At 66.4% G+C, this 20,958-nt stretch carries 25 protein-coding genes; 13 read left to right on the top strand and 12 right to left on the bottom strand.

Features of this window, described 5'->3' with window-relative positions; translation table 11 throughout:
• Nucleotides 1-49 precede the first annotated feature (49 nt).
• On the top strand, nucleotides 50-652 hold the full coding sequence (locus ACOQFL_RS10100) for a dTDP-4-dehydrorhamnose 3,5-epimerase family protein (RefSeq protein ID WP_435544274.1): 603 nt from the start codon (nucleotides 50-52) through the stop codon (nucleotides 650-652).
• 144 nt (nucleotides 653-796) lie between these two features.
• Here ACOQFL_RS10100 and sodX read toward each other — a convergent pair whose 3' ends face one another.
• The gene (gene sodX / locus ACOQFL_RS10095) at nucleotides 797-1,111 is read right to left on the bottom strand and encodes a nickel-type superoxide dismutase maturation protease (protein WP_435543866.1); all 315 of its coding nucleotides are present in this window, start codon (nucleotides 1,109-1,111) and stop codon (nucleotides 797-799) included.
• 84 nt (nucleotides 1,112-1,195) lie between these two features.
• On the opposite strand from sodX, the gene sodN reads away from it, so the two are divergent.
• Nucleotides 1,196-1,603, top strand: a complete 408-nt coding sequence (sodN, locus tag ACOQFL_RS10090; RefSeq protein ID WP_043576769.1) for a superoxide dismutase, Ni — start codon at nucleotides 1,196-1,198, stop codon at nucleotides 1,601-1,603.
• Between the two features lie 199 nt (nucleotides 1,604-1,802).
• Here sodN and ACOQFL_RS10085 read toward each other — a convergent pair whose 3' ends face one another.
• A complete protein-coding gene (locus tag ACOQFL_RS10085) occupies nucleotides 1,803-2,780 on the bottom strand; it encodes an SRPBCC family protein (RefSeq protein ID WP_435543865.1) in 978 nt (325 codons plus the stop codon).
• Nucleotides 2,773-3,444 carry a hypothetical protein gene (locus ACOQFL_RS10080; protein ID WP_435543864.1) on the bottom strand — a complete coding sequence of 224 codons (672 nt, stop codon included), beginning with the start codon at nucleotides 3,442-3,444 and terminating at the stop codon, nucleotides 2,773-2,775. Before ACOQFL_RS10080 ends, ACOQFL_RS10085 begins: the two co-directional genes overlap by 8 nt.
• Nucleotides 3,445-3,895: 451 nt before the next feature.
• Between ACOQFL_RS10080 and ACOQFL_RS10075 the strand changes: the two genes are divergently transcribed.
• From ACOQFL_RS10075 to ACOQFL_RS10055, 5 genes are all read left to right on the top strand, one after another.
• The gene (locus ACOQFL_RS10075) at nucleotides 3,896-4,885 is read left to right on the top strand and encodes a hypothetical protein (protein ID WP_435543863.1); all 990 of its coding nucleotides are present in this window, start codon (nucleotides 3,896-3,898) and stop codon (nucleotides 4,883-4,885) included.
• Between the two features lie 578 nt (nucleotides 4,886-5,463).
• Nucleotides 5,464-5,877: a hypothetical protein gene (locus tag ACOQFL_RS10070; RefSeq protein ID WP_435543862.1), complete on the top strand. Its 414-nt coding sequence runs from the start codon at nucleotides 5,464-5,466 to the stop codon at nucleotides 5,875-5,877.
• A 343-nt stretch (nucleotides 5,878-6,220) separates the two neighbouring features.
• On the top strand, nucleotides 6,221-6,541 hold the full coding sequence (locus ACOQFL_RS10065; RefSeq protein WP_435544273.1) for a GNAT family N-acetyltransferase: 321 nt from the start codon (nucleotides 6,221-6,223) through the stop codon (nucleotides 6,539-6,541).
• Nucleotides 6,542-6,627: 86 nt separating this feature from the next.
• Nucleotides 6,628-7,146 carry a GNAT family N-acetyltransferase gene (locus ACOQFL_RS10060; RefSeq protein ID WP_435544272.1) on the top strand — a complete coding sequence of 173 codons (519 nt, stop codon included), beginning with the start codon at nucleotides 6,628-6,630 and terminating at the stop codon, nucleotides 7,144-7,146.
• A 71-nt stretch (nucleotides 7,147-7,217) separates the two neighbouring features.
• Nucleotides 7,218-7,550 carry a hypothetical protein gene (locus ACOQFL_RS10055; protein WP_435543861.1) on the top strand — a complete coding sequence of 111 codons (333 nt, stop codon included), beginning with the start codon at nucleotides 7,218-7,220 and terminating at the stop codon, nucleotides 7,548-7,550.
• Between the two features lie 65 nt (nucleotides 7,551-7,615).
• Here ACOQFL_RS10055 and ACOQFL_RS10050 read toward each other — a convergent pair whose 3' ends face one another.
• Complete coding sequence (locus tag ACOQFL_RS10050; protein ID WP_435543860.1) at nucleotides 7,616-8,059, bottom strand: hypothetical protein; 444 nt, start codon at nucleotides 8,057-8,059, stop codon at nucleotides 7,616-7,618.
• A gap of 364 nt (nucleotides 8,060-8,423) precedes the next feature.
• On the opposite strand from ACOQFL_RS10050, the gene ACOQFL_RS10045 reads away from it, so the two are divergent.
• Both ACOQFL_RS10045 and ACOQFL_RS10040 read left to right on the top strand, forming a co-directional pair.
• Nucleotides 8,424-9,350, top strand: coding sequence for a diacylglycerol/lipid kinase family protein (locus ACOQFL_RS10045; RefSeq protein WP_435543859.1), 927 nt, complete (start codon nucleotides 8,424-8,426; stop codon nucleotides 9,348-9,350).
• A 237-nt stretch (nucleotides 9,351-9,587) separates the two neighbouring features.
• Nucleotides 9,588-9,845: a WhiB family transcriptional regulator gene (locus tag ACOQFL_RS10040; RefSeq protein ID WP_092629718.1), complete on the top strand. Its 258-nt coding sequence runs from the start codon at nucleotides 9,588-9,590 to the stop codon at nucleotides 9,843-9,845.
• A gap of 267 nt (nucleotides 9,846-10,112) precedes the next feature.
• On the opposite strand, the gene ACOQFL_RS10035 is transcribed toward ACOQFL_RS10040, so the two are convergent.
• Together ACOQFL_RS10035 and ACOQFL_RS10030 are read right to left on the bottom strand one after the other, a co-directional pair.
• Nucleotides 10,113-11,603, bottom strand: coding sequence for a sensor histidine kinase (locus tag ACOQFL_RS10035; protein WP_435543858.1), 1,491 nt, complete (start codon nucleotides 11,601-11,603; stop codon nucleotides 10,113-10,115).
• A gap of 112 nt (nucleotides 11,604-11,715) precedes the next feature.
• Nucleotides 11,716-11,940: a biotin/lipoyl-binding carrier protein gene (locus ACOQFL_RS10030; protein WP_435543857.1), complete on the bottom strand. Its 225-nt coding sequence runs from the start codon at nucleotides 11,938-11,940 to the stop codon at nucleotides 11,716-11,718.
• Between the two features lie 140 nt (nucleotides 11,941-12,080).
• Here ACOQFL_RS10030 and ACOQFL_RS10025 point away from each other — a divergent pair, with 140 nt between their 5' ends.
• Nucleotides 12,081-12,161, top strand: coding sequence for a 50S ribosomal protein bL37 (locus ACOQFL_RS10025; RefSeq protein ID WP_033374540.1), 81 nt, complete (start codon nucleotides 12,081-12,083; stop codon nucleotides 12,159-12,161).
• A gap of 162 nt (nucleotides 12,162-12,323) precedes the next feature.
• On the opposite strand, the gene rsrA is transcribed toward ACOQFL_RS10025, so the two are convergent.
• From rsrA to ACOQFL_RS10005, 4 genes are all read right to left on the bottom strand, one after another.
• Nucleotides 12,324-12,659 carry a mycothiol system anti-sigma-R factor gene (rsrA, locus tag ACOQFL_RS10020; RefSeq protein ID WP_435543856.1) on the bottom strand — a complete coding sequence of 112 codons (336 nt, stop codon included), beginning with the start codon at nucleotides 12,657-12,659 and terminating at the stop codon, nucleotides 12,324-12,326.
• Entirely contained in the window at nucleotides 12,656-13,357 is a 702-nt protein-coding gene (locus ACOQFL_RS10015) for a sigma-70 family RNA polymerase sigma factor (protein WP_435543855.1), read from the bottom strand. Before ACOQFL_RS10015 ends, rsrA begins: the two co-directional genes overlap by 4 nt.
• Nucleotides 13,358-14,000: 643 nt before the next feature.
• Complete coding sequence (locus ACOQFL_RS10010; protein ID WP_435543854.1) at nucleotides 14,001-14,612, bottom strand: alpha/beta hydrolase family protein; 612 nt, start codon at nucleotides 14,610-14,612, stop codon at nucleotides 14,001-14,003.
• A complete protein-coding gene (locus ACOQFL_RS10005; protein ID WP_435543853.1) occupies nucleotides 14,609-15,352 on the bottom strand; it encodes an SOS response-associated peptidase in 744 nt (247 codons plus the stop codon). The genes ACOQFL_RS10010 and ACOQFL_RS10005 overlap by 4 nt, the downstream gene beginning before the upstream one ends.
• Nucleotides 15,353-15,540: 188 nt before the next feature.
• Between ACOQFL_RS10005 and aroA the strand changes: the two genes are divergently transcribed.
• Together aroA and rsgA are read left to right on the top strand one after the other, a co-directional pair.
• Nucleotides 15,541-16,809, top strand: a complete 1,269-nt coding sequence (gene aroA / locus ACOQFL_RS10000) for a 3-phosphoshikimate 1-carboxyvinyltransferase (protein ID WP_435543852.1) — start codon at nucleotides 15,541-15,543, stop codon at nucleotides 16,807-16,809.
• A gap of 16 nt (nucleotides 16,810-16,825) precedes the next feature.
• Complete coding sequence (gene rsgA / locus ACOQFL_RS09995) at nucleotides 16,826-17,836, top strand: ribosome small subunit-dependent GTPase A (protein ID WP_435544271.1); 1,011 nt, start codon at nucleotides 16,826-16,828, stop codon at nucleotides 17,834-17,836.
• A gap of 38 nt (nucleotides 17,837-17,874) precedes the next feature.
• Here rsgA and ACOQFL_RS09990 read toward each other — a convergent pair whose 3' ends face one another.
• Nucleotides 17,875-18,396 (bottom strand): DUF6912 family protein, encoded by a 522-nt coding sequence (locus ACOQFL_RS09990; RefSeq protein ID WP_435543851.1) that lies wholly within the window; start codon nucleotides 18,394-18,396, stop codon nucleotides 17,875-17,877.
• Nucleotides 18,393-19,814 carry a WS/DGAT/MGAT family O-acyltransferase gene (locus tag ACOQFL_RS09985; RefSeq protein ID WP_435543850.1) on the bottom strand — a complete coding sequence of 474 codons (1,422 nt, stop codon included), beginning with the start codon at nucleotides 19,812-19,814 and terminating at the stop codon, nucleotides 18,393-18,395. Before ACOQFL_RS09985 ends, ACOQFL_RS09990 begins: the two co-directional genes overlap by 4 nt.
• Before the next feature lie 155 nt (nucleotides 19,815-19,969).
• Between ACOQFL_RS09985 and ACOQFL_RS09980 the strand changes: the two genes are divergently transcribed.
• Complete coding sequence (locus ACOQFL_RS09980) at nucleotides 19,970-20,728, top strand: TrmH family RNA methyltransferase (RefSeq protein ID WP_435543849.1); 759 nt, start codon at nucleotides 19,970-19,972, stop codon at nucleotides 20,726-20,728.
• Nucleotides 20,729-20,958 lie beyond the last annotated feature (230 nt).

The raw sequence follows: 20,958 nt of genomic DNA, 5'->3' as shown, positions 1-20,958 counted from the left end.
TCCCCTCGACAGAACCGGAGAACACCGGTAATAGGCTGCCGGTGTGGACATGCGTCGACTGGGCATCAGCGGTGCCGTGGAATTCACCCCTCCGGCCTTCCCCGATCACCGGGGCCTGTTCGTGGCCCCCTTCCAGCAGGAGGCGTTCACCGAGGCGATCGGACACCGACTGCCCCTGGCACAGCTCAACAACAGCGTGTCCCACCGCAACGTGGTGCGCGGTGTGCACTTCGCCGACGTTCCACCAGGACAGGCCAAGTACGTCTACTGCCCACAGGGGAGCCTGCTCGACGTGGTGGTCGACGTGCGGCTCGGCTCCCCCACCTTCGGGCAGTGGGAGGCCGTGCGGCTGGACTCACGGAACTACAACGGGCTGTACCTGGCCGAGGGCCTCGGGCACGCCTTCGCGGCGCTGAGCGATGACACGGTGATGATCTATCTCTGTTCGACGCCGTACAACCCTCCGGCCGAACACGCGGTCGACCCGCTCGACCCCGAGCTCGGGCTACCGTGGAACGAGCTCGACGCGGAGCCGGTGTTGTCCGAAAAGGATCGCTCCGCTCCCTCGCTGGCCGAGGCGAGCGAGGCGGGCATCCTGCCGCGCCACGAGGACTGTCTGGCGCACTATGAACGGCTGCGCTCCTCCGAATGACAGACCGAAGGACGAGCGCCGCGCCACCGCCGAAGGTTCGGACACGAATCGTGACCAGCACGGACACAAGTCAGACTCGTTTCTACTGCGAATGCGGGGTTCCCACGGCCGAACCGCGCCGGAGAACCCCCAACGGGTAACTACTCAACGTATCCGACCGGGGCGCGGCACCAGCCGCCAGCGCAGCACCCCCAGCACATCGGCGGGGCCGAGCTGGCGGGAATCGGTGGAGGCCGCGGCGTGGTCCCCGCTGACGTGCCAACCCCCTTCGGCACGGCACACCGCCCGCTTCACCGAGAGCTGGTCCGGCCTGGACGGCCACCTGACGAGCACGACGTCGCCGGGCCTCGGCTCGGTGCGCAATCGCAGCAGCACGATATCCCCGTCCCGCAGGGTGGGAGCCATCGAGGGGCCCCGCACACGCAGCCTGCGCCAGCGCAGCCGACCGAGCGAACACACACCTACCTCCGTAAGACAACAACGATCGTAACGGAGTAGGGTCGGCCCCGTCGGAGCATTCACTGTCACTTTCAGGGAGGAAGTATGCGACTCCTGTCGCGGCTTCTCGGCCCGCGTCTGGAAGCAACCGCCCACTGCGACCTGCCGTGCGGCGTGTACGACCCGGCGCAGGCACGGATCGAGGCCGAGTCCGTCAAGGCCATCCAGGAGAAGTACCAGAACAACGAGGACCCCGAGTTCCGCACTCGCGCGATCAACATCGCCGAGCAGCGCTCGGAGCTGGTCAAGCACCACCTGTGGGTACTGTGGACCGACTACTTCAAGCCTCCGCACTTCGAGAAGTACCCGCAGCTGCACGAACTGGTGAACAAGGCCACCAAGGCCGCCGGTGCGGCAGGCACCAAGGGTTCGATGGACCCGGCCACGGGCCAGGAGCTGCTGGACTACATCGCCGAGATCGACAAGATCTTCTGGGAGACCAAGAAGGGCTGAACGCCCTCTAGGTCCGAACAAGACGCTGACCGACGGTTTCGCCGTCGGTCAGCGTTTTTCGTCGGTCGGTTTCTTCCGCCGGTCGGTCTCTCTCGTCGGTCGGCTCGCCGGCAACCGGTGCGACCGTGAGAGCGAGCGGAATCCTCCGCTCGGTGCGCGGCTCCGCTCGCACGCGTCACGCGCGAGTACTCTCCTCATGTCACCCGTCCGCAGCGGGCTCTTCGTCGTAGTACTCTTCTTCGCCGTTCTGCTCTTCCTCCTGCTCCTGCTGGAGCCCCTCCTCGTGAGTCCGGACGACCTCCGAGTCGCGGATCTCGCCGCGCCATCCCTCGATCTCGTCCTGCTCCAGAATCGTGCTGGTCATCATGTGGCGCTTGATCTGCTTGAAGTCCGCTCGCACGCGTCGCCCCTGCGCGCGCCAGAGATTTCCCGTCTTCTCCAGAAATCCCTCGGGGTAGTACTCGAGTACGAGCAGAATCCTCGTCAGAGTGGGCGCCAGGTCGTGGAACGTGACGGAGCCGTCCACGGAGCCCTTGGTGCCGGTGGAGCGCCACACGATCCTGCTGTCGGGAATCTGCTCGATGATCGTGGACTCCCAACTGCGGTGGGACCACATGATCCTCGCTCTCCAGTTGACCTTCTCGTCGGACTCCTGGTCAACGTTTTCCACCTTGCGGGTGAACGTCGGGAAGTCCTGCAACTCGGTCCACTGGTTGTAGGCGTCCCGCAGCGGCAATCCGACGTCGAACTCCTCGATGATGTTGACGGCTTTCGAACCTCCCCCACTGCTGCCGTCACCACCGTTCCCACCGCTTGCTTCGCCACTGCCTCCCGCGCCGACGGCCTGCCCGACCGTCTTCGCCGCGGTGGCCGCACCACTGCTCAGTGCGGTCGCACCACTGCTCAATCGGGAGGTCAAGCGGGTGAGACCACCGGAGCTTTCTCGGTCACCGTGCTGCTTCTCCCTGCCCGTGATGGCGCTCACCAGGCCGGAACCGCCGCCTTCGGCGACAGCGCCGAGTCGCTCAGTCAGGTTCTCGACCCTGCCGCTTACCGAACCGACCGCCCGCGCGATCAAGGCCTGCACCAACTTCTGCGCGGCCTTTTGGAGCTGCCCCGTGGGAAGTTCATCGACCAGCCCCTGCCCCGGCCTGTTATCCGAATTGCTTTCAGCCATCCCCATCACCTCGCTTCCGACGGGGCGAGGAGGGCGTCTCCCGGGTTCTGGGAGTCCCCCGCGGTTCGCTTCGGCTCGAGCTCCTCCCAGCGGCGCCGCTCTTGCCGCTCGAACGCCCTCGTGCGGCGCCGGATTCCTGACTCTCACTACGCTGCTGCGTGGGCCGACGTCTCGGAGCCTTCTGTTCGCCACTGCCGGAATCCGTGGCGGATTCGTCTTCCCCCGTCTTCTCGTCGTGCTCCGGAGAACGATCTTTCCGACTATCTCGTTCTTCCCGTTGGGCACCGTTCGCCTGTCCGGCTGAGCTCTGCTCTTCCTCCGCAGCGGTTTCGGACGAAGCCTCATGCTCGGAGGAGGGATTTCGCACCTGTTCGGCTCGCTCGATCAGACTCTCGCCGAGCGCGTCGATCTTGTTGCTTGCCGTCGCTGTCGCGGCTTCCTTCGCCGCCTCCATCAGACGACCGCGTACGGTCTCGCTGAGCTTGTTCAGTTCCGGCGAGGAGGCTGCCAGGGCGCCCGCTTTCTGCAACAGCTGTTTCGGGTCCGTTTTCAGCTTGCGTCCCGCCAGGACACTGCCGACCATGATCGCGAACTTCATCCGTCGGGTGCGCCCGAGAACATAACCGATCGCCACCGCGGCAGCGACCCGAGGTCCCATTTTCATGATTCGACCTCCTACTGAAAAACCAACCCGAGGGAACACGTGGGCCCGAAATGATTCCTACGTTCGCCCGAACGTGCCGCCCAACCCCCGAGCCGAGCCCTCGCACCCCACAGTACCTGCACAACCTCGCCTCGTCCTCTCGAGCAAAAATCAACACACACGCCTCTTTGATCCACATTGGTCACCATTCGCGAAACTTCGCATACCGGACGACAAAAATATTCACAGAGATCGATTGCCGTGATCACGAAAAGCGAACCGAAAAAATCTACACCGAACCGGAGAGACTCCGCAATTACGGCATCATTCGGCTCGCATATTTTGTTCGGTCTCGGCACTATCGAAGGTACGGCAGACAAACTCCCTCTGCCGCTCTCGGGATTCGGAACAGCCCGGTACGCGGCGGCAGCGGTGGGGCCCTTGAGACAGGAAGCGGGAAGGAGGTGCTCGCATGGCTTCAGCGGAGGCCGACGACCAGAACGATGTGGAGTACGTCCCCGAATCGGAAGCAGCCCCTGAAACGAACTCGGACGAGACGGCCCAGCAGGAGCCCGACGTCCTCCTCGACGTGCCGAACCTCTCGGTCGACGAGATCAACCTGGAGGTCGAGAATCTACGCGCTCACGTGTCCCTGCAGGCCGAGGTACTCGATCTCGTCAAGCTCAATGTGGGGGCCGACGTCGACCTCGGACGGGTCTCGCTCGACATCACCGGCGTCAAGGCGGAGGCCCTGCTCAAGGTTCGGCTCGGCACCGTCGCCCGCATTCTCGACCGCGTACTGACCTCCATCGATCGCAACCCACAGATTCTCGAGCAGGTCGTCCGCAGCGTCGAGCCGGCCGTGCAAGGCGTGGGACAGGCGGCAGCCGAACTCGGCAGCGGCGCCGGAGAAGCGGTCGAGCAGACCGGCGCAGGAGCAGGCCAGGCTGTCCGGCAGGTCGGCAGCGGCGCCGGAGAGGCGGTCGAGCAGACCGGCGCAGGAGCAGGCCAGGCTGTCCGGCAGGTCGGCAGCGGCGCCGGAGGTGCCGTCGACGAGCTGGGACGGGGTACGGGACAGACAGTGCGGGGGATCGGCGGTGAAGCGGGCGAGGCGGTCTCGAACGTGGCGGACACTGCCACCGGCGCAGCGCAGGGTGTAACGGGGACGGCAGCGGGGGCAGGCGACAACTCGGCGGAGGCCGCGCCGGCGGAGGCACCCGACGAGGAGGCACCCGACGAAAGGGGCGGCAAGGAGAACCAGGAAACCGGGAGCGCCTCCGGACGGGAGGACACGGAGGAGCCCACTGAGTCCGCGGAGGAGCGTGATGACGCTCCGAGGCGGGAACGGCCTTCGGCCGGACGGCCCCGCAGCAGTGGGGAATCCGGCCGCTCGGAAACCCGGAGACGTCCGCGAGAACGGCCACGTCCGGCGACGTCCCACCGACGCAACCGGCCGTCGTGAGCGACTCGGGTGAGAGCGACCTCGGTTTCTCCAGCACGCTCCGAGCCGATGAACTGCGATTTCACGAGAAACCCTCGGTCAGGATTCGGTTCCACGGCACGTCCGAGCACGAGTCCGTCTCCGAACGCACGAACTTCCCCGAACCGGTTGAACCACAGACCACCTACAGGGACGTCCGAATCGACTACCGCCTCGCCGCTACGGCACAGGACCCCCACGAAGAAACCGGGCGGAGTGACGAAGAGCGCTCCTGACCAGGACAGTGAACAGGCCGCACGCACCGTAGGTCCGCACCCGACGTCGACAGGCCGGAGCACGCTTCGGCCTGTCGACGTCGTTTTCTACAACCGTCGAGCCACGGTCGCCGCGCACTCGGCCACGAAGACCGCACTCCTCGTTCCCGGTCCTCCTTCGTCCTTTCCGCGGCTTCCCGAACGCACCACTCCGAGCCTCGGGGCGAAGCAGTGCCGGACGGACCGGCGGACGACCGTCGTACACGGACACGAAACCGGGCCACCGAGGGCTGAAGACCCTAGGCACGGGCACGCCCGGCCGCAAACGTGGAGGTGTCATCCCGGATGAGCGAGCAAACCGAAACATCGGAACTCGGTGCCCCGGAGGACATCATGACGATTCACGACACCTACACCGAACAACCATCGCAGCACGTCGGTGAACGCCTCGACGTCGCCGCCGAGAGCGCGGCGGAGGAGGAGATCGGCACCCGACACACGCGGAGGTTTTTCGTAAATATTCAGGACAAGCAGGGCTATGAACGGCGAGTCACCGGATTACCGGTCAACTCCAACAGCCAGGTGTTCGTCACGATCTGCGAGCTCGGCTTCTTCGGAGGAGCGCTGAAACCGTTCATGGGGGCGGCCAGCATGGAGGTTCACAACGTCGTTCCGCACGACGACGGAAGCCTCATCGTGCGCGGCTTCATCGGGTGGGACCAGGAGCTGCTCGCCCGGCTGAACATCGGTGTGGCTTGAGACTCCACTTACGTGTCGCTTCCCCGCGGCGGGGCCCATCAGCACGACCGAATCCGCCACACCTCGGCTCCGGTCGCACTACGGAAAACGCATTGCGCACCGCTGGGTACGCTGCCAGGCTCACTTTCGATTCGGCCGCGACCCCGAAAACGGAAACCGGTATGAGTGTGCGGATTCGCAAAGCGGTACCCGATGAGGAGCGACGTCTACTGTGGATCCAGCGGGAAGCGTGGACCCCCGAAACGAGCCCGGCACCACCGCGCCCCTCCGGGGGGTCACTCTTCGACGGGCACATCGAGGCGGGGCACGTGCTGGTCGCCGATGAGAGCGGCCTCGTGGTGGGATTCTCGAAACTCGTCCCGCTGGCTGGCTCGTATCCCGTCTCGCGGACGCCACCGCTCATGTGCAACAGCTCCACGGTTTCTCGGTACTGCCGGATCACCGGGGGCGGGGTATCGGACGGATGATGTTGGGTGCCGTGCGCGCCGAAGCGCTCTGGCGCGGCGCCACTCGCATCACGCTGCGCGTGTTGGGCACCAATGAGCGGGCGATGCGGTTGTACCGCGCCGCGGGTTACGAAATCGAGGGCAGGCTGCGCAACGAGTTCCGCATCGGGGACCGGTTCGTTGACGACGTGCTCATGGCGCTGGAACTGCCCGCGTGATCGCTTTCGGGGTGGACGCCCACGAGAGCACCCCGGAACCGAGAAGATGATCACGTGAAACACGACTCGGTTAACCTGAACAGGTGTTGGATAACGCTGGGAACAACCACACCGGGAACAACACCGGGAACGACGGAGTACGCCGGGTCACCGAGGCCGACCTCCCCGCCGTGGTGCGACTGGTGCACGAGCTCGCCGAGTACGAGAAAGCTCCCGAACAGTGTGAACTCACCACGGAGCAACTGCGGCGAGCCTTGTTCGGCCCCTCCCCTGCCCTGTACGGGCACGTTGCCGAGTCCGAGGGGCGAGTCGTGGGATTCGCGCTGTGGTTTCTCAACTTCTCCACCTGGCGAGGGACACACGGCATCTACCTCGAGGACCTCTACGTGGCGCCGGCGTATCGACGGCACGGTCTGGGGCGGGCACTGCTGGCGGAACTGGCGCGGGAATGCGTCGAACACGGATACGCCCGGCTGGAATGGTGGGTGCTGAACTGGAACGAGCAGGCGATCGGTTTCTACGAGTCACTGGGCGCGATTCCGATGGACGAGTGGACCGTCTTCCGCTTGACCGAGGAGGCACTCGACCGAACAGCCCACGGTTGACGGATTTACCACGGGCGAAAACACGGTAATCTGCGAAACCGAGACGCACCACACCAGCACGAGGTGTCACCATGCCCACTCGCCCGATCAGCCGATACTTCAACCACGGGCTCACGTTCCGCTGGGCCCAGGGCGACCGGGAAATCGCGGTCAAACGCGGTTACGTCGTGGAGGGCAACCCGTTCATCGAAGTCACTCGACCGAAGCACTTCACGATCGCGGACAGACCCAACGAGGACCCCGCGAGGGACCGTGAGAACTGGATAGCGGCCATCCCGGTCAACCCATCGGACTGGGACAAGCCCGGCGCCCTGGCACGGCTGGCCGAGAGCTGGGCAGCGGCCAATCCGCGCAGCATCCCTTCGGAGAACCGCGGCGAAGGCGGCTCGAACCAGCGTCGCTGACGCCGCACGCGACCATCACGGGCCATCGAGCGAGCAACCCGATACCCCGCCCCGGGAAACTTCGATCAACCGGAACGGTTCTCGTGGTGCTCGGCGTCGGGGGCGGCACTGGAGCGCAACCACCACTCCCTCCCCGCACGGTTGAACAGGCACCACAGCACCAGAACGGCGGGCACGGCGAACCCGAAGGCCACCAACGGACTGTCCGAGGGGCCCATCGCGTACCAGGAGACACCGAGCAACAACAGTTGCAGCAACAGCACCGGTGTGCGGGCCCAGTGTCTGCTCCGCAATAGTCCGATGCCCGCGAGGAGCACGCCGAGGGAGATGAGGCCAAAATAACCGGCTTCGCCATAGGTGGAACTGCGGGTGAGCGATCCCACCGAACCGAGATCGGCCTGGCTCGCCCGAACCAGCAGGGCCACGACGAACATGATCCCGGCAACCGCCTGCAACACGGTCACCAACCCGGCCAGGCGCACGGTGCGGGGGGCTGTCGCTGCCGACACGAATGCCTCTTTCCTGGGTGATGTATCAACGGTGACGCAACAGGGCTCGGAGAGAAATCCCGGTCCGGCGCAGGCTGTCGTGCCGGACAACACCGTCGTTCCGGGCACCGGGGACGGAGTTCTCCCCGGACAGCCGTTCGCGGGCGGAACTCTCCGCCGCGGGCACGTGCTCGGGCGATTCCCGGAGTGCGAACCTCTGAGTACTCTCTTTCGAGAATAGACCACTCACCCGTGTCGACGACACGATCCCGACACGGCGGCGCCGAGCCCGTTCGAGACCCCGTTCCACCGGAAGCGCCGGAGAGCTCCGCGATGCGGGCGGCACCACCCGAAACCTCGGGGGAACTACAGCTAGGCTTCGAGTGTGCGCGCTGTTCTCGTAGTCAATCCGGAGGCGACCTCGACCAGTGCCGCGGGTAGGGACGTGCTGGCCCACGCACTCGCCAGCGAGGTCAAACTCGAGGTGGTGCAAACCCGTTACCGCGGCCATGCCGCCGACGCCGCCGCACGCGCCACCCTCGAAGGGGCAGACCTGATCGTGGTGCACGGGGGCGACGGCACCGTCAACGAGGTCGTCAACGGAATGCTGCGCACGGAAGTGACCACAGCCCCCCGACGTCCCTGCCTGTCGGTCATTCCCGGTGGACTGGCCAACGTCTTCGCGGGCGCACTCGAAGTACCCCGGGATCCGCTGGAAGCGACCCACGAGCTGCTGCGGGCCCTGAACGAGCAGCGCACTCGCTGGATCGGACTCGGCAAGGTGGACGACCGGTGGTTCACCTTCAACGCCGGGGTCGGGCTCGACGCGGACGTGGTCGCCGAGGTGGAACGCCGCCGAGGTAAGGGACGGCGAGTGACGCCGTGGTTGTACACCGGCGCCGCGACCCGTTGTTATCTGGCCGACGCCCGACGTAAACCATTACTCACCGTGCAAGTCGACGACGAGCCTCAGGTGACCGCGTTACACGCGGCCATGATTTCCAACGCGGATCCGTGGACCTATCTGGGCCGCCGACCGGTGCACACCAACCCCGAGACCACCTTCGAAACGGGTATCGGCGTCTTCGCACTCGGCAGCATGCTTCCTCACTCCGTGTTACGACATGTAGCGCAAATGCTCAGCGATAGAGCTAAACCACAAGGAAAATCCCTTTTTAGGCGTGCGAACATCAGCCGGTTGCGAGTAACCTGTGAGCGGCCGTTGCGAGTACAGGTCGACGGCGACTCCTTCGGCGAGCTTTCGGTGATCGATTTCGTGTCGGTTCCGAACGCTCTGTGCGTCGTTGGATAACTTGCCGCAACGGAAACACCACACAGGGTCGGCCGCACCGCCTCCGGTGGTCACCCAACCCCCAGGTCAAGATCTGTCGATCTTCCGGGTGAGCTCACTCACTCGGTAGTGATCGTCCCCTTGACATTACGCGAGTTCGTGAAAGTATTCACAAGCGCACGGACTCCGTGAAAGCATTCACAAACACCCCGGAACAACGATCGGCGCGCATTGGCGTGCCTAGCTAGGAGCAAAACGATGGACTGGCGCGACCGTGCGGTTTGCCGTGACGAGGACCCCGAGCTGTTCTTCCCCGTCGGGAACAGCGGTCCTGCCCTGCTGCAAATCGCCGAGGCCAAGGCTGTTTGCCGTCGTTGCCCCGTCACCTCCGAGTGCCTCGCGTGGGCCCTCGAGACCGGACAGGACGCAGGTGTATGGGGCGGTATGAGCGAGGACGAGCGTCGCGCACTCAAGCGTCGCAACGCGCGGACCCGCACTCGCACCACCAACGCCTGAGCGCTCGACGGAGCCGTCCCGGCAGGAACTCCGTGAGCGGAGACGGGCGAGACCCGTGCGGAGTCCCGGGGACTTGGTAGTCGGACGCGCGAGAGCGATCGGGCACGCGACGGCCGGAAAACCACACCAACCGCACAACACCATCGATCGATCCGCGTCGATGTCGGTCGCGAACGCGATCATCGCGTTCCACAGGGGGGCCGACAGGATCGATCGGAGCACACTCCCCCGTGTGCACCTGCTATCGACGCACCCAGCGGCAGCGACTCAGCGACGGTATTTCAACGGGACTCGCAGCACCGCCTCGGTACCCCGCTGATCACGCCCGCGCAAACTCAACGACCCACGGAGTTCCGACTCGACGAGGGTCCGCACGATCTGCAGGCCGAGACGTTCGGCGTGCTCGAGGGAGAAATCCTTCGGCAGGCCCTGACCGTCGTCGGAGATCACCGCGTCCAGCCAGCGCGCCGAACGCTCCGCCTGTACCACGACCTCACCACCCTCGCCCTCGGCGAAGGCGTGTTCCAGGGCATTCTGAACCAACTCGGTAAGAACCATCACCAGCGGAGTCGCCAGCTCCGCCGCGACCTCACCGAAACGTCCCTGCCTGCGTACGGTCACACCACCGCCCGCACTCGCGAGATCACTCATCATCGGGATGACCCGGTCGACGACGTCGTCGAGATCCACTCGCTCGTCGACCGACATCGACAACGTCTCGTGCACCAGCGCGATGGAGGTCACCCGCCGCACCGACTCGTCCAGCGCCTGCCTCGCCGTGTTGTTGCCGGTCCGCCGGGACTGCAACCGCAGCAACGCCGCCACGGTCTGCAGGTTGTTCTTGACCCGGTGATGGATCTCGCGGATCGTGGCGTCCTTGGACAGCAGCGCCCGGTCCCGACGTTTGACCTCGGTGACGTCCCGAACCAGCACCAGCGCCCCGGCATCCTGACCACGCGGCTGCAGCGGCAACGCACGGAACAACACCGTGGCTCCCTTGGCCTCGGCCTCGATCCGCATCCCCGGTTGACCGTCCAACGCCTGACAGATGCGTTGGGACACCTCGTCGGCGTCGAAGGGGTCGGACAACAGCGAACGCGTCAACGACGCCAGCGGGCCGCCCACGAGATCCGCGGCGTGGCCCATTCGGTGATACGCCGAGAGTGCGTTGGGACTGGCGAACACCACCGTCCCGGCACTGTCCAGCCGGATCAGACCGTCCCCCACCCGGGGACTGGTGTGCACGTCCGGGGAGGGTTCGGCGGTGGGAAAGCTACCGTCGGCGATCATCTGGCAGAGATCGGCGGCACTGCCGAGATACGAGATCTCCAGCGGACTGGGAACCCGAGGCACCGCGAGGTTGGTGTCCCGACTCAACACCGCGACCACCGAGTCGTCCAGCCGAACCGGGATGGTCTCGCGCCGCACGGGGACCCCCATGTGCCACCGGGGGTCCTCTTCCCGACAGATGCGTTTCTCCCGCACGGCCCGCTGCAGCTGCGGGTGATCGTGGGGGGTCACCGCCGTGCCCACCAGGTCCTCCGAATGGGCCGTCGGCGCCGTCGTGGGGCGTGCCTGCGCCACGCAGAGGAACCGGTTGTCGCCCGGATCGTCCTGCCCGACGGGCACCCACAGCAGGAAATCGGCGAAGGACAGGTCGGAGAGCAGCTGCCACTCCGCGACCACGAGCTGCAGATGGTCGGCCACCGTTCCCGGCAGACCGGTGTGCTCGGCCAACAGATCACTGAGAGTAGACACGATCAGCCCTTTCGACCGCCTGCGGACGAACCACGACTCGACGGCACCCACACACCGGCGGTCGCGGCAGGACCTCACAGCGCACTGGTGGCGGGTAAACGGGAAATCCCGATCAGTTCGGGTGTTCGATCACGGCCAGCAGGTCGCCTTCCCGGACCACGTCGCCCGGGTTGACGGCGATCTCGTCCACCCGCCCCGGGCGCTCGGTGAGCACCGGGATCTCCATTTTCATCGACTCCAGCACGAGCACCGAGTCCCCGTTGCCGACCTGATCGCCCGGGGTCACGTCGACGGTCATGACGTTGGCAACCATCTCGGCGCGTATTTCGTGTGCCACCAGCTACCGCTTCCCTTCTGGAGCCCGTCCGGCTGACGCTCGACCACCAGGAAACCACGTGGGCAACCGCCCACGAACACCAGGTCACCTCGCATGTCAGACTGTGGGGGGTCGAATTCGAGTCGGATTAGGAGTACCCAATGGCCAAGCGGGCCCGCAAGAAGAAGGCCGCGCGCAAGAACAACGCCAATCACGGCAAGCGTCCGCTGCGCGGCAAGTGAGGGTTTTTCGCGGACTATACGGCTCGCTCGCGCCATCGCGGCACCAGGCCGCGTCCGCGGCCCACAACGAAGTGGCCCCGAACCGGCTGACCGGTTCGGGGCCATCTTTTCGTGTTGTCCGGCTTCTCGTGTTGTCCGAAGAGCGGCTACGGCGCAACGGAGTCACTCCGTCGAGGAGCTCGATCTGCTCCGCACTTCCACCGAGGCACCTTCGGGGCCGTCCTCGACGGTCACCTCGGCCTGACGCAGCACGTTCTCGCGGATCGAACTACGCAGCCTGTCGTGCAGCTCCGCGGGGGCGTGCTCCCCGCCGCACTTGCGGTGCAGCAACTCCTTGAGGTGTTCTTCGATTCCGTAGTGCTCCAGGCAGGAGTTGCACTCATCGAGATGCTTGCGCAGGGCGGCACGCCGCTCCTGGTCACACTCGTTGTCCAGGAACAGCCACACCTCGGCGAGTACGTCCTCGCAGGAAGCCCGTGGGTCTTCACAGCAGCTCACGGTGTACTCACCTCCCGCTCTTCGGATCGCAGGAAACCGCGTTCACGCGCCACGTCGGTCAGCATCCCGCGCAGCTGCCTGCGCCCACGATGCAGCCGGGACATGACCGTGCCGATCGGGGTCTCCATGATCTCGGCGATCTCCTTGTAGGCGAACCCCTCGACATCCGCCAGGTAAACCACCATGCGGAACTCTTCCGCGAGCTGTTGCAACGCGTATTTCACGTCGGTGTCCGGCAGCCTGTCGAGTGCCTCCAACTCGGCGGAGCGTAGTCCGCTGGAGGTGTGGCTCTCGGCCTGCGCCAACTGCCAGTCGGCGATCTCGTCGGTGGGCTGCTGCTGGGGCTGTCGCTGACGCTTGCGGTAACCGTTGATGTAGGTGTTGGTAAGGATGCGGTACAACCAGGCCTTGAGGTTGGTCCCCCTGGTGTAGGACTTGAACGCCGAATACGCCTTGAGGTAGGTCTCCTGTACGAGATCCTCGGCGTCGGCCGCGTTGCGCGTCATCCGCAGGGCGGCACCGTAGAGCTGGTCCAGCAGCGGCATCGCGTCACGCTCGAATCGGGCGACCCGTTGTTCGGGCGTCTCGGTCGCCTCGGGATCCTCCGTCCGAGTGACCTCGTCCCGTTGCTGCTGCTCACCGGTTTCCGCCTGCTGCTCGTTCTCGGCAGTACTGGCCTGCCCATTGGTACCAGGCACCGGGCTCCTTCCCCGCCACCAAGACGAAAGTGGAGATGGTGACGCCCCCATGCCCTCACCGACATGAGTACTCTCCCAGGATACCCCGGTACCTTCACGTGCACGCTTCGCGGAATCCCGCGAACCGCGTGACGACACGCACTCTTTCAAGCTGGGCTGCTGGCCGTCGGAGACGGCCGTACCACTCTGCTCGGTCAACACGTCCCGTGCAACGGCCGACGACGGCGCGCTATTCCACCCATCGGTCCGATCCGAGCCGCCGCTCGCACTGACCCGCCGCAACTAGTAATGCCACGCCCGTGGCCCGGTGCGTGAGGCACCTCCCCGACGGGGCGTCGATTCCGGAGCGTCGATTTCCCACGAAATCGCCGGGGCGAGACGAGGGTGCGACAGCCCGGGCGGCGTAAATTTCCCACGAAATCGCCGCCCTGTTACAGCGCAGAGCCGACCCCCGGCACTCCTGCAGGCCGCACTCCGACCACTTACGCGGTCGGCACCGCCGCGGGTTCTCGCGTGCGGCTCTCGGGGGGGAAGGCCCGAGGTGGCGTAGGTGGCTACTCGATGTCGGGGCTCTCCGCAGGAAGAACCGTGCGAGAGGTTCCGCCACTTCAACCAGCTACGAAACCCGACCGGAAAACCTCGATCAGTCGAGGAGACGCAGAATCCTGCCGAGCCACTCGGCCACGGCACGGGAAACCGTTCCCGTGTCGGCCCGCAACGAGTGGTCGCCCGGAACCAGCACCACCTCACGGTTGGTGGACGGTTCCGGCTCACCGAACGGATCGCTCTCGCCCTGCACCACCAGGGTCGGGACCTCGACCGAGAAAAGCTCGTCACCCCGATCCTTGTCCGGTTTTCCCGGGGGACGCAGCGGAAACGCCAGACACAGCACGGCCGATGCTCCCCCGGCCTCGGCCGTGCGGCAGGCAACCCGCGCCCCGGAGGAACGTCCGCCGAATATCAACGGCAGTTCGGGAAACCACCGCTGTCCCAGATCCTCGGCCACGGCCAGCCAGCAGGCGTCGAGCTGTCGGGCCGGAGCGGGCGCACGACGTCCCGCCACCCGGTAAGGCTGTTCGACCAGCGCGACGTGCACCCCCGCGGCGGTGGCGGTGCGTGCCGCGCAGACCAGATCCTCGGCCTCGAATCCCCCACCGGCGCCGTGGCCCAGCAGCAGTGCCGCACGGCCCTCGGCGGCACTGTGCAGTTCGGCACGGGCGGCGCCGTACGGGGTTTCCACCTCTACCCTTGTCATGATCCGAACAGCGCGTCCTTCTCGGGTACCGGCTCGGTCAGTCCCGGACTGTTGTTGGCCACACTGTTGACCGCGCGCGAGACGGGACGCATCCGAAGGTGCTCCACCAGTTCAGCCGAAGGCGGCACCAGCAGGTCCGTCACGTCCTGGTTGTCCGGGTCCAGCCATTCCGCCCAGTCCCGAGGCGGGAGCACCAGCGGCATGCGCTCGTGCACTTCGGCGAGCCCACCCACCGCCTCGGTGGTGAGCACGGCACAGCTGACCAGCGGCTCGGCCTCCGGCTCCGCCGGGTCGCGCCAAGTGGCCCAGATTCCCGCCATGCCGAGGCTGGACTCGCCCGAATTGGTGACGTAATAGGGCTGCTTGGGGCTGCTGTCCCGCTTCCACTCGTACCAGCCGTCGGCAGGCACCAGGCAGCGGTAATAACGAACCGCCCCACGGAACGCCGGTTTGGTGGCCACGGTCTCGGAGCGGGCGTTGATCATCCGGCTTCCCACCGAGGGGTCCTTGGCCCATTTCGGCACCAGTCCCCAACGCATCACCCGCACGGTGCGTTCGGAACGGTCCGGATCGGGACTGCCCTCGGCGTCCCGCGGGTGCCGTTGGACAATGCTGAACACCGGCTTGGTCGGAGCGACGTTGTAGTCGGGTTCCGGCGCCAGGGAACCGGTCTCGTCGCGGGCATCGAACTCGGCGGCGAGCTCGCTCGGCGCCTTCGAGGAGGCGTATCTACCGCACATCGCTTCGCACCTCCACTCCCTCCACCGCGAGGCGGCAGGCCCGGAGAAACCGGAACCCACACTTACCTTCCACGTTGCGGTTATGCTGCCAGTTCCGCCGTGTGCTCGCGCAACCCGCACCTGATTGAGGGCCCGCGAAGGCACACCCGAACTTCCGGGCCGAACGCGGCGTGCGAGACCATCGACACATGAGCGCACCCTGGTCCGCCCCACCGGCCCGAGAAGCGGTGCACGCCACCGTCGAAGTCGCGGGCTCCAAGTCGATCACCAACCGGGCCCTCGTGCTGGCCGCGCTGGCCACGGGACCTTCGACACTACGGTCACCGCTGCGCAGCAGGGACACCGAACTGATGGCCGCGGCGCTGCGCACGCTCGGCGTGGAGGTCGCGGACGGACCCGAGGGCGAGTGGCTGATCACCCCCGACAAACCGCACGGCCCGGCGACCGTCGACTGCGGGCTGGCCGGGACCGTCATGCGGTTCCTGCCGCCAATGGCGTGTCTGGCCGAGGGCACGATCACCTTCGACGGAGACCCGCGGGCCCGGGAACGACCGCTGGACACGGTGCTGCGAGCGCTGCGGACGCTGGGGGCTCGGGTGAGCGGCGACAGCCTACCGTTCACGATCGACGGCTCGGGCGGAATGGAGGGTGGTGCGGTCACCATCGACGCGTCCGCCTCCTCGCAGTTCGTTTCCGGGCTGCTGCTCTCGGCCGCTCGGTACGAACGTGGCCTGACCGTGCGCCACGACGGGGAGTCGGTGCCGTCACTGCCGCACATCGCGATGACGGTGGAGATACTGCGTGCGCAGGGTGTGGAGGTGGACGACTCGGAACCCGACACCTGGACGGTGTCACCGGGCGGGATCGAACCGCTGGAGCTGCGGATCGAACCGGATCTGTCCAACGCCGCCCCGTTCCTCGCCGCCGCCGCGGTGACCGGCGGCGAAGTCACCGTGCCGGGCTGGCCGGAACGAACCACGCAGGCCGGGGACGGCATCCGGTGGATCCTGCGAGAGATGGGGGCCAGGACCAGGCTGGACGAGCGAGGACTGACCGTCACCGGCCCGGAACGACTCCGTGGCGTGGACGTGGACCTGCACGAGATCGGCGAGCTGACCCCGACGGTCGCCGCGCTGGCCGCGCTGGCGCACGGCGAATCGCGGCTGCGGGGGATCGCGCATCTGCGCGGGCACGAAACCGACCGGTTGGCGGCGCTGCGAGCGGAACTGACCGGCCTGGGCACGGAGGTCTCGGAGCATCCCGACGGGCTGACCGTCGTTCCCCGGCCGATGCGAGGGGGTCAGTGGCACTCGTACGCCGACCACCGGATGGCCACGGCGGGAGCGATCCTGGGACTGCGGGTTCCGGGAACGGTGATCGACGACATCACGACCACCGGCAAGACCCTGCCAGGATTCGGCGAGATGTGGACGAAGATGCTGGGTGGCCGACAGTGACGGGAGCGGAGCGGTGATGGCCAAGCGGGGGTGGCGAGACCTCGACGAATCCGATGTCCGGGTGCGCCCGAACCGGCGCAACAGCAGACCCCGCAGCAAGCGACGTCCCGGCCACTCCGACGCGCTCGTGGGGATGGTGGTGGCCGTCGACCGGGGCAGGTGGACGTGCGCCGTCAACGGTGATCCCCGGCAACAGGTGGTTGCCATGCGCGCCAAGGAACTGGGACGAAACCCCATCGTGATCGGTGATCGCGTCTGGCTGGTCGGTGACACCTCCGGCGAGCCGGACACGCTCGCCCGAATCGTGCGGGTCGAGGAACGAACCAGCGTGCTGCGGCGCACCGCCGATGACACCGATCCGTACGAACGGGTTGTGGTCGCCAACGCCGAACAGCTGGTGATCGTGAGTTCGCTGTCGGATCCACCGCCCCGCTCCGGATTCATCGACCGCTGCCTGGTCGCCGCCTACGCCGGTGGGCTCACCCCGGTGCTGTGCCTGACCAAGGCGGACCTGGCGGCTCCGGAGGAATGGATCTCCGGTTACGCGGAGTTGGGAATCTCGGTGATCACCACCCGCCTGGACGCCGAGCCCACGGAACTGCACGCCGCGCTGCACGGGCGCGTCTCCGCACTGGTGGGACATTCCGGGGTGGGAAAATCGACGCTGGTCAATCGCCTGGTTCCCGATGCGGAGCGGGCCATCGGGCGTGTCAGCGAAGTCGGCAAGGGCAGGCACACCTCGACCTCGGCGGTGGCGATGGCCCTGCCCGAGGGCCTCGGCGGCTGGGTCGTGGACACCCCGGGAATACGGTCCTTCGGACTGGCACACGTGACCGCGAGTGATCTCGTGGACTCGTTCGAGGAGCTCGCGGCGGCGGCCGAGGAATGCCCGCCGAACTGCGGTCACCTGGGTGCTCCCGAGGATCCGGACTGCTATCTGGACACGTTCGTCGCCGAGGAAGGCCACGAAGCACAGCTGAACTCGCTCCGGAGACTGCTGCGCTCGCGCACGGGCCGTGATGAATGAATCGAATTCACGAACTCGTCGCCGCGTGGCGGGGCCACTCACATAAGTTCGAGCATGAACGGCACCTCCTGGGGAGCGAACCAGGCCAACTCGTGGTCCTCGGCGTCCCCGAGAGCCAGCTCGGCCTTCTCGTCCCCGAGGTCCGCATCGTCGATGAGCGGAGCCGCCTGGCGAACCGCTTCCTCGGACTCGGCGGTGTCCACGTGCACCGCGGCGATCTTCTTCCAGGGAACCGGATTGGCCAGCCGGACCACCGCGTAATCCAGATCCGGCCGCAACGTGGCCTCCTCGTCCCGCACATCGGCCGAGATCACCACTCGCCGAGGTGGCTCCTCCGCTTCGGCCTCCTCCGAGTCACCGAGCTCCGTCGAAATCAGCCGGAGCGAGGCTCGGGCCGCCTCCCGCATGGCCGCGTACTCCAGCTCCTCGGCATCCCCGCTGGAATACGACTCCCGCAGGGCGGGAGTCAGCGCGAAGGCCGTGCCACTCAACGGCCGTAGCTGCTGTTGTTCGAAGAACTCTCGCAGCATCCGCACCGTGGCCGGCAAATAGATCCTCATACCTCGACCGTTCCGATCATCTCTGCAACCGACTCCTCGATCATCGCAGCAAGGACATCCACGTCCGGCATGGCTGCCCTGTCGGCGTTGAGGCCGATGAACAGCCCCCCGTTGTAGGAAGTGATCCCGACGGCCAACGACTGGTTCTTCACCAACGGGACCACCGGAAATATCTCGGACATCGGCGCACCGGCCGCGTACAACGGTACCTGCGGCCCGGGAACGTTGGTCACCAGCACGTTGAAGAGTCGGTTGGACAACCCACTGGCGACCCTCGCCCCCAGCGCGTGCAGGGTCGGCGGAGCGAATCCGGAAAGCCGCACCAGTGCGTCCGCCCCCACGGACTGGCCCGATTCGGCGTGGGCACGCATGGCGTGACTCACCTGGTGCAGTCTGATGCTCGGGCTGGGCTCCCCCACCGGCAGGTCCACCAGATACGAGGAGACCTCGTCGAACGGGAGGTCACCGAGTTCGGCACGGGTCACTGCCGCCGGCCCGTCGGCTCGGACCGAGACCGGAACCATCGCGCGAACGGTACTGCGAGTGGTTACCGCCTCACCACGCGAAAGTAACCAGTTCCGAAAAGCCCCGGCGAGCACGGCCAACACCACATCGTTGATGGTTCCGCCGTGCTGCCGCCGTACGTTCCGAAGGTCCTCGAGCCGCGCCCGGGCCACGGCGAACCGCCGCTGCGAAGAAGTGGTCCCGTTCAGCGGGGTTCCCGGCGGTGGAACGGCGGCGGTGCGCAGTGCGGAGTAAAGCCCCGCCACAGCTCCCGAGAACTTGCGCAGCGTCGCGGTGGCATCGACGGTGGTGGCACGAATGTTCTCCACCACCTCTCCAGGGCGCCGAACGGCCTCCGTGACCGCGTCGACGGCCAGTTGAACGGCACCCGGTTCGGGACGCGGCAGCCAAGGGTCGGCAGGCTCCGCTGGTGAGTCCGCAGGGGTGGTCTGCAGGATCAGCTGGCCGATGTCGATAGCCCCGATACCGTCGATCATGGCCTGATGGGTCTTGGTGATCACCGCTGTTCGGTCATCGGAGAGCCCCTCGACCAGGTAGACTTCCCACAGTGGCCGGGTGGTGTCCAGTTTCCGCGACATCAGCCGCTGGGTGAGGTCGTGCAGCTGCTCGTCGTTTCCGGGCTTGGGTAGCGCGGAACGGCGTACGTGATAACTGATGTCGAAATTCCGGTCGTCCACCCAAACCGGCCTGGCTAGCCGACCGGGGATCTGCACGACTTTCTGGCGGTAACGCGGCACCAGCGCGAGCTTGCGTTCGATGAACGAAACCACGCTGTCGTAGTCGAATCCGGAGCTCGGCCGCCGGAAAACAGCCACACCCCCGACGTGCATCGGTGTGGTGTGGTCCTCCAGATACAGGAACGAGGCATCCAGCGCGGACAACCGATCGGACATGACCGCGATACTGACACACGACGGACGCCGAACGAAGTGACGCCGAGCGGCCGTGTACCGGAGAAAGCCCGGCGAAGAAGCCGATCAACCGCGGGCCATTTCCGGCCCGATCGTTCGACGAAGAACGAAACTCTCCCGAGAGGAGCCCCGCAACAGTGCCCGAAACCTCACCACGCGACCGGTTCGTGACCGTCTACGGCCGTAAACCGGTGTTGGAAGCCCTGTCCGACCTCGAACTCCGCGTGGACAAGGTCGTTCTCGCCGAGGGAATCAGCGGCAACATCGTCCGCGAGATCAAGGAAGCGGCCGACGACCGCGCCGTACCGGTGCGGCGCGCCAGCGCGCAGCGCGTGAAAGTACTCGCGGGCAACGGGCGGCACGACCAGGGCGTGATAGCCGACGTGGTGGCTCGCAAGATGCGTCCGCTGGAGGACGCGCTGGCGGATCCGGCCACCGCTCCCCGCAGCATGCTGCTGCTGGACGGGTTGACCACCCCGGCCAACGTGGGGATGATCCTGCGCACCGCGACGGCTTCGGGCATGGACGGTATCGTGCTACCGCACCGTGGGGTGGCCAATGTGGACCCACTGGTGGTCAAGGCGTCGGCAGGCGTCGCATTCCACGCTCCGATCCTGCGCACGCCGGACGCCGGGACGGCCGCTGAAATGCTCTCTGAGGCCGGATACCCGTTGTACTCGCTGGATGCCCATACCGGGGCGAATCTCTTCCGGGCGGACTTCCCCAACCGGGCGGTGTTCGTGCTCGGCAGTGAAACGGCCGGTCTCTCGGAGGAAGTGAGTCAACGGATCACAGAGCGGCTGCGCATTCCGATGTACGGCGGGGTGGAGTCGTTGAACGTGGCCGCCGCTGCCGGGGTGATCTGCTACGAACTCGCACGAAGGGCTTCCGGGTGAGCTGTGGGGAGAGCTCCCCGCCGCGGTGCTGCCTGCCCCGGCGATTTCGCGGGAAATCGCCGGGCCTGGTGCGGTGAAGGTGGGTTTCAGGGGTGGGGGTGCGGAGTAGTCCGGCCCCACCCGTGGGGGGTGGGGCCGGTGTGGGGGGTTGGGTCGGCGGTGTCCGTGTCTCCCACACCCGTGGGGGTGCAGTACCTGGGGCGCTGGAGGGCTTAGCTGCCGGGTTCGGG

It is taken from the genome of Actinopolyspora sabaoui (assembly GCF_051225635.1).
Lineage (GTDB): Bacteria > Actinomycetota > Actinomycetes > Mycobacteriales > Pseudonocardiaceae > Actinopolyspora.
This window is presented reverse-complemented; position numbering and strand designations above follow the sequence as displayed.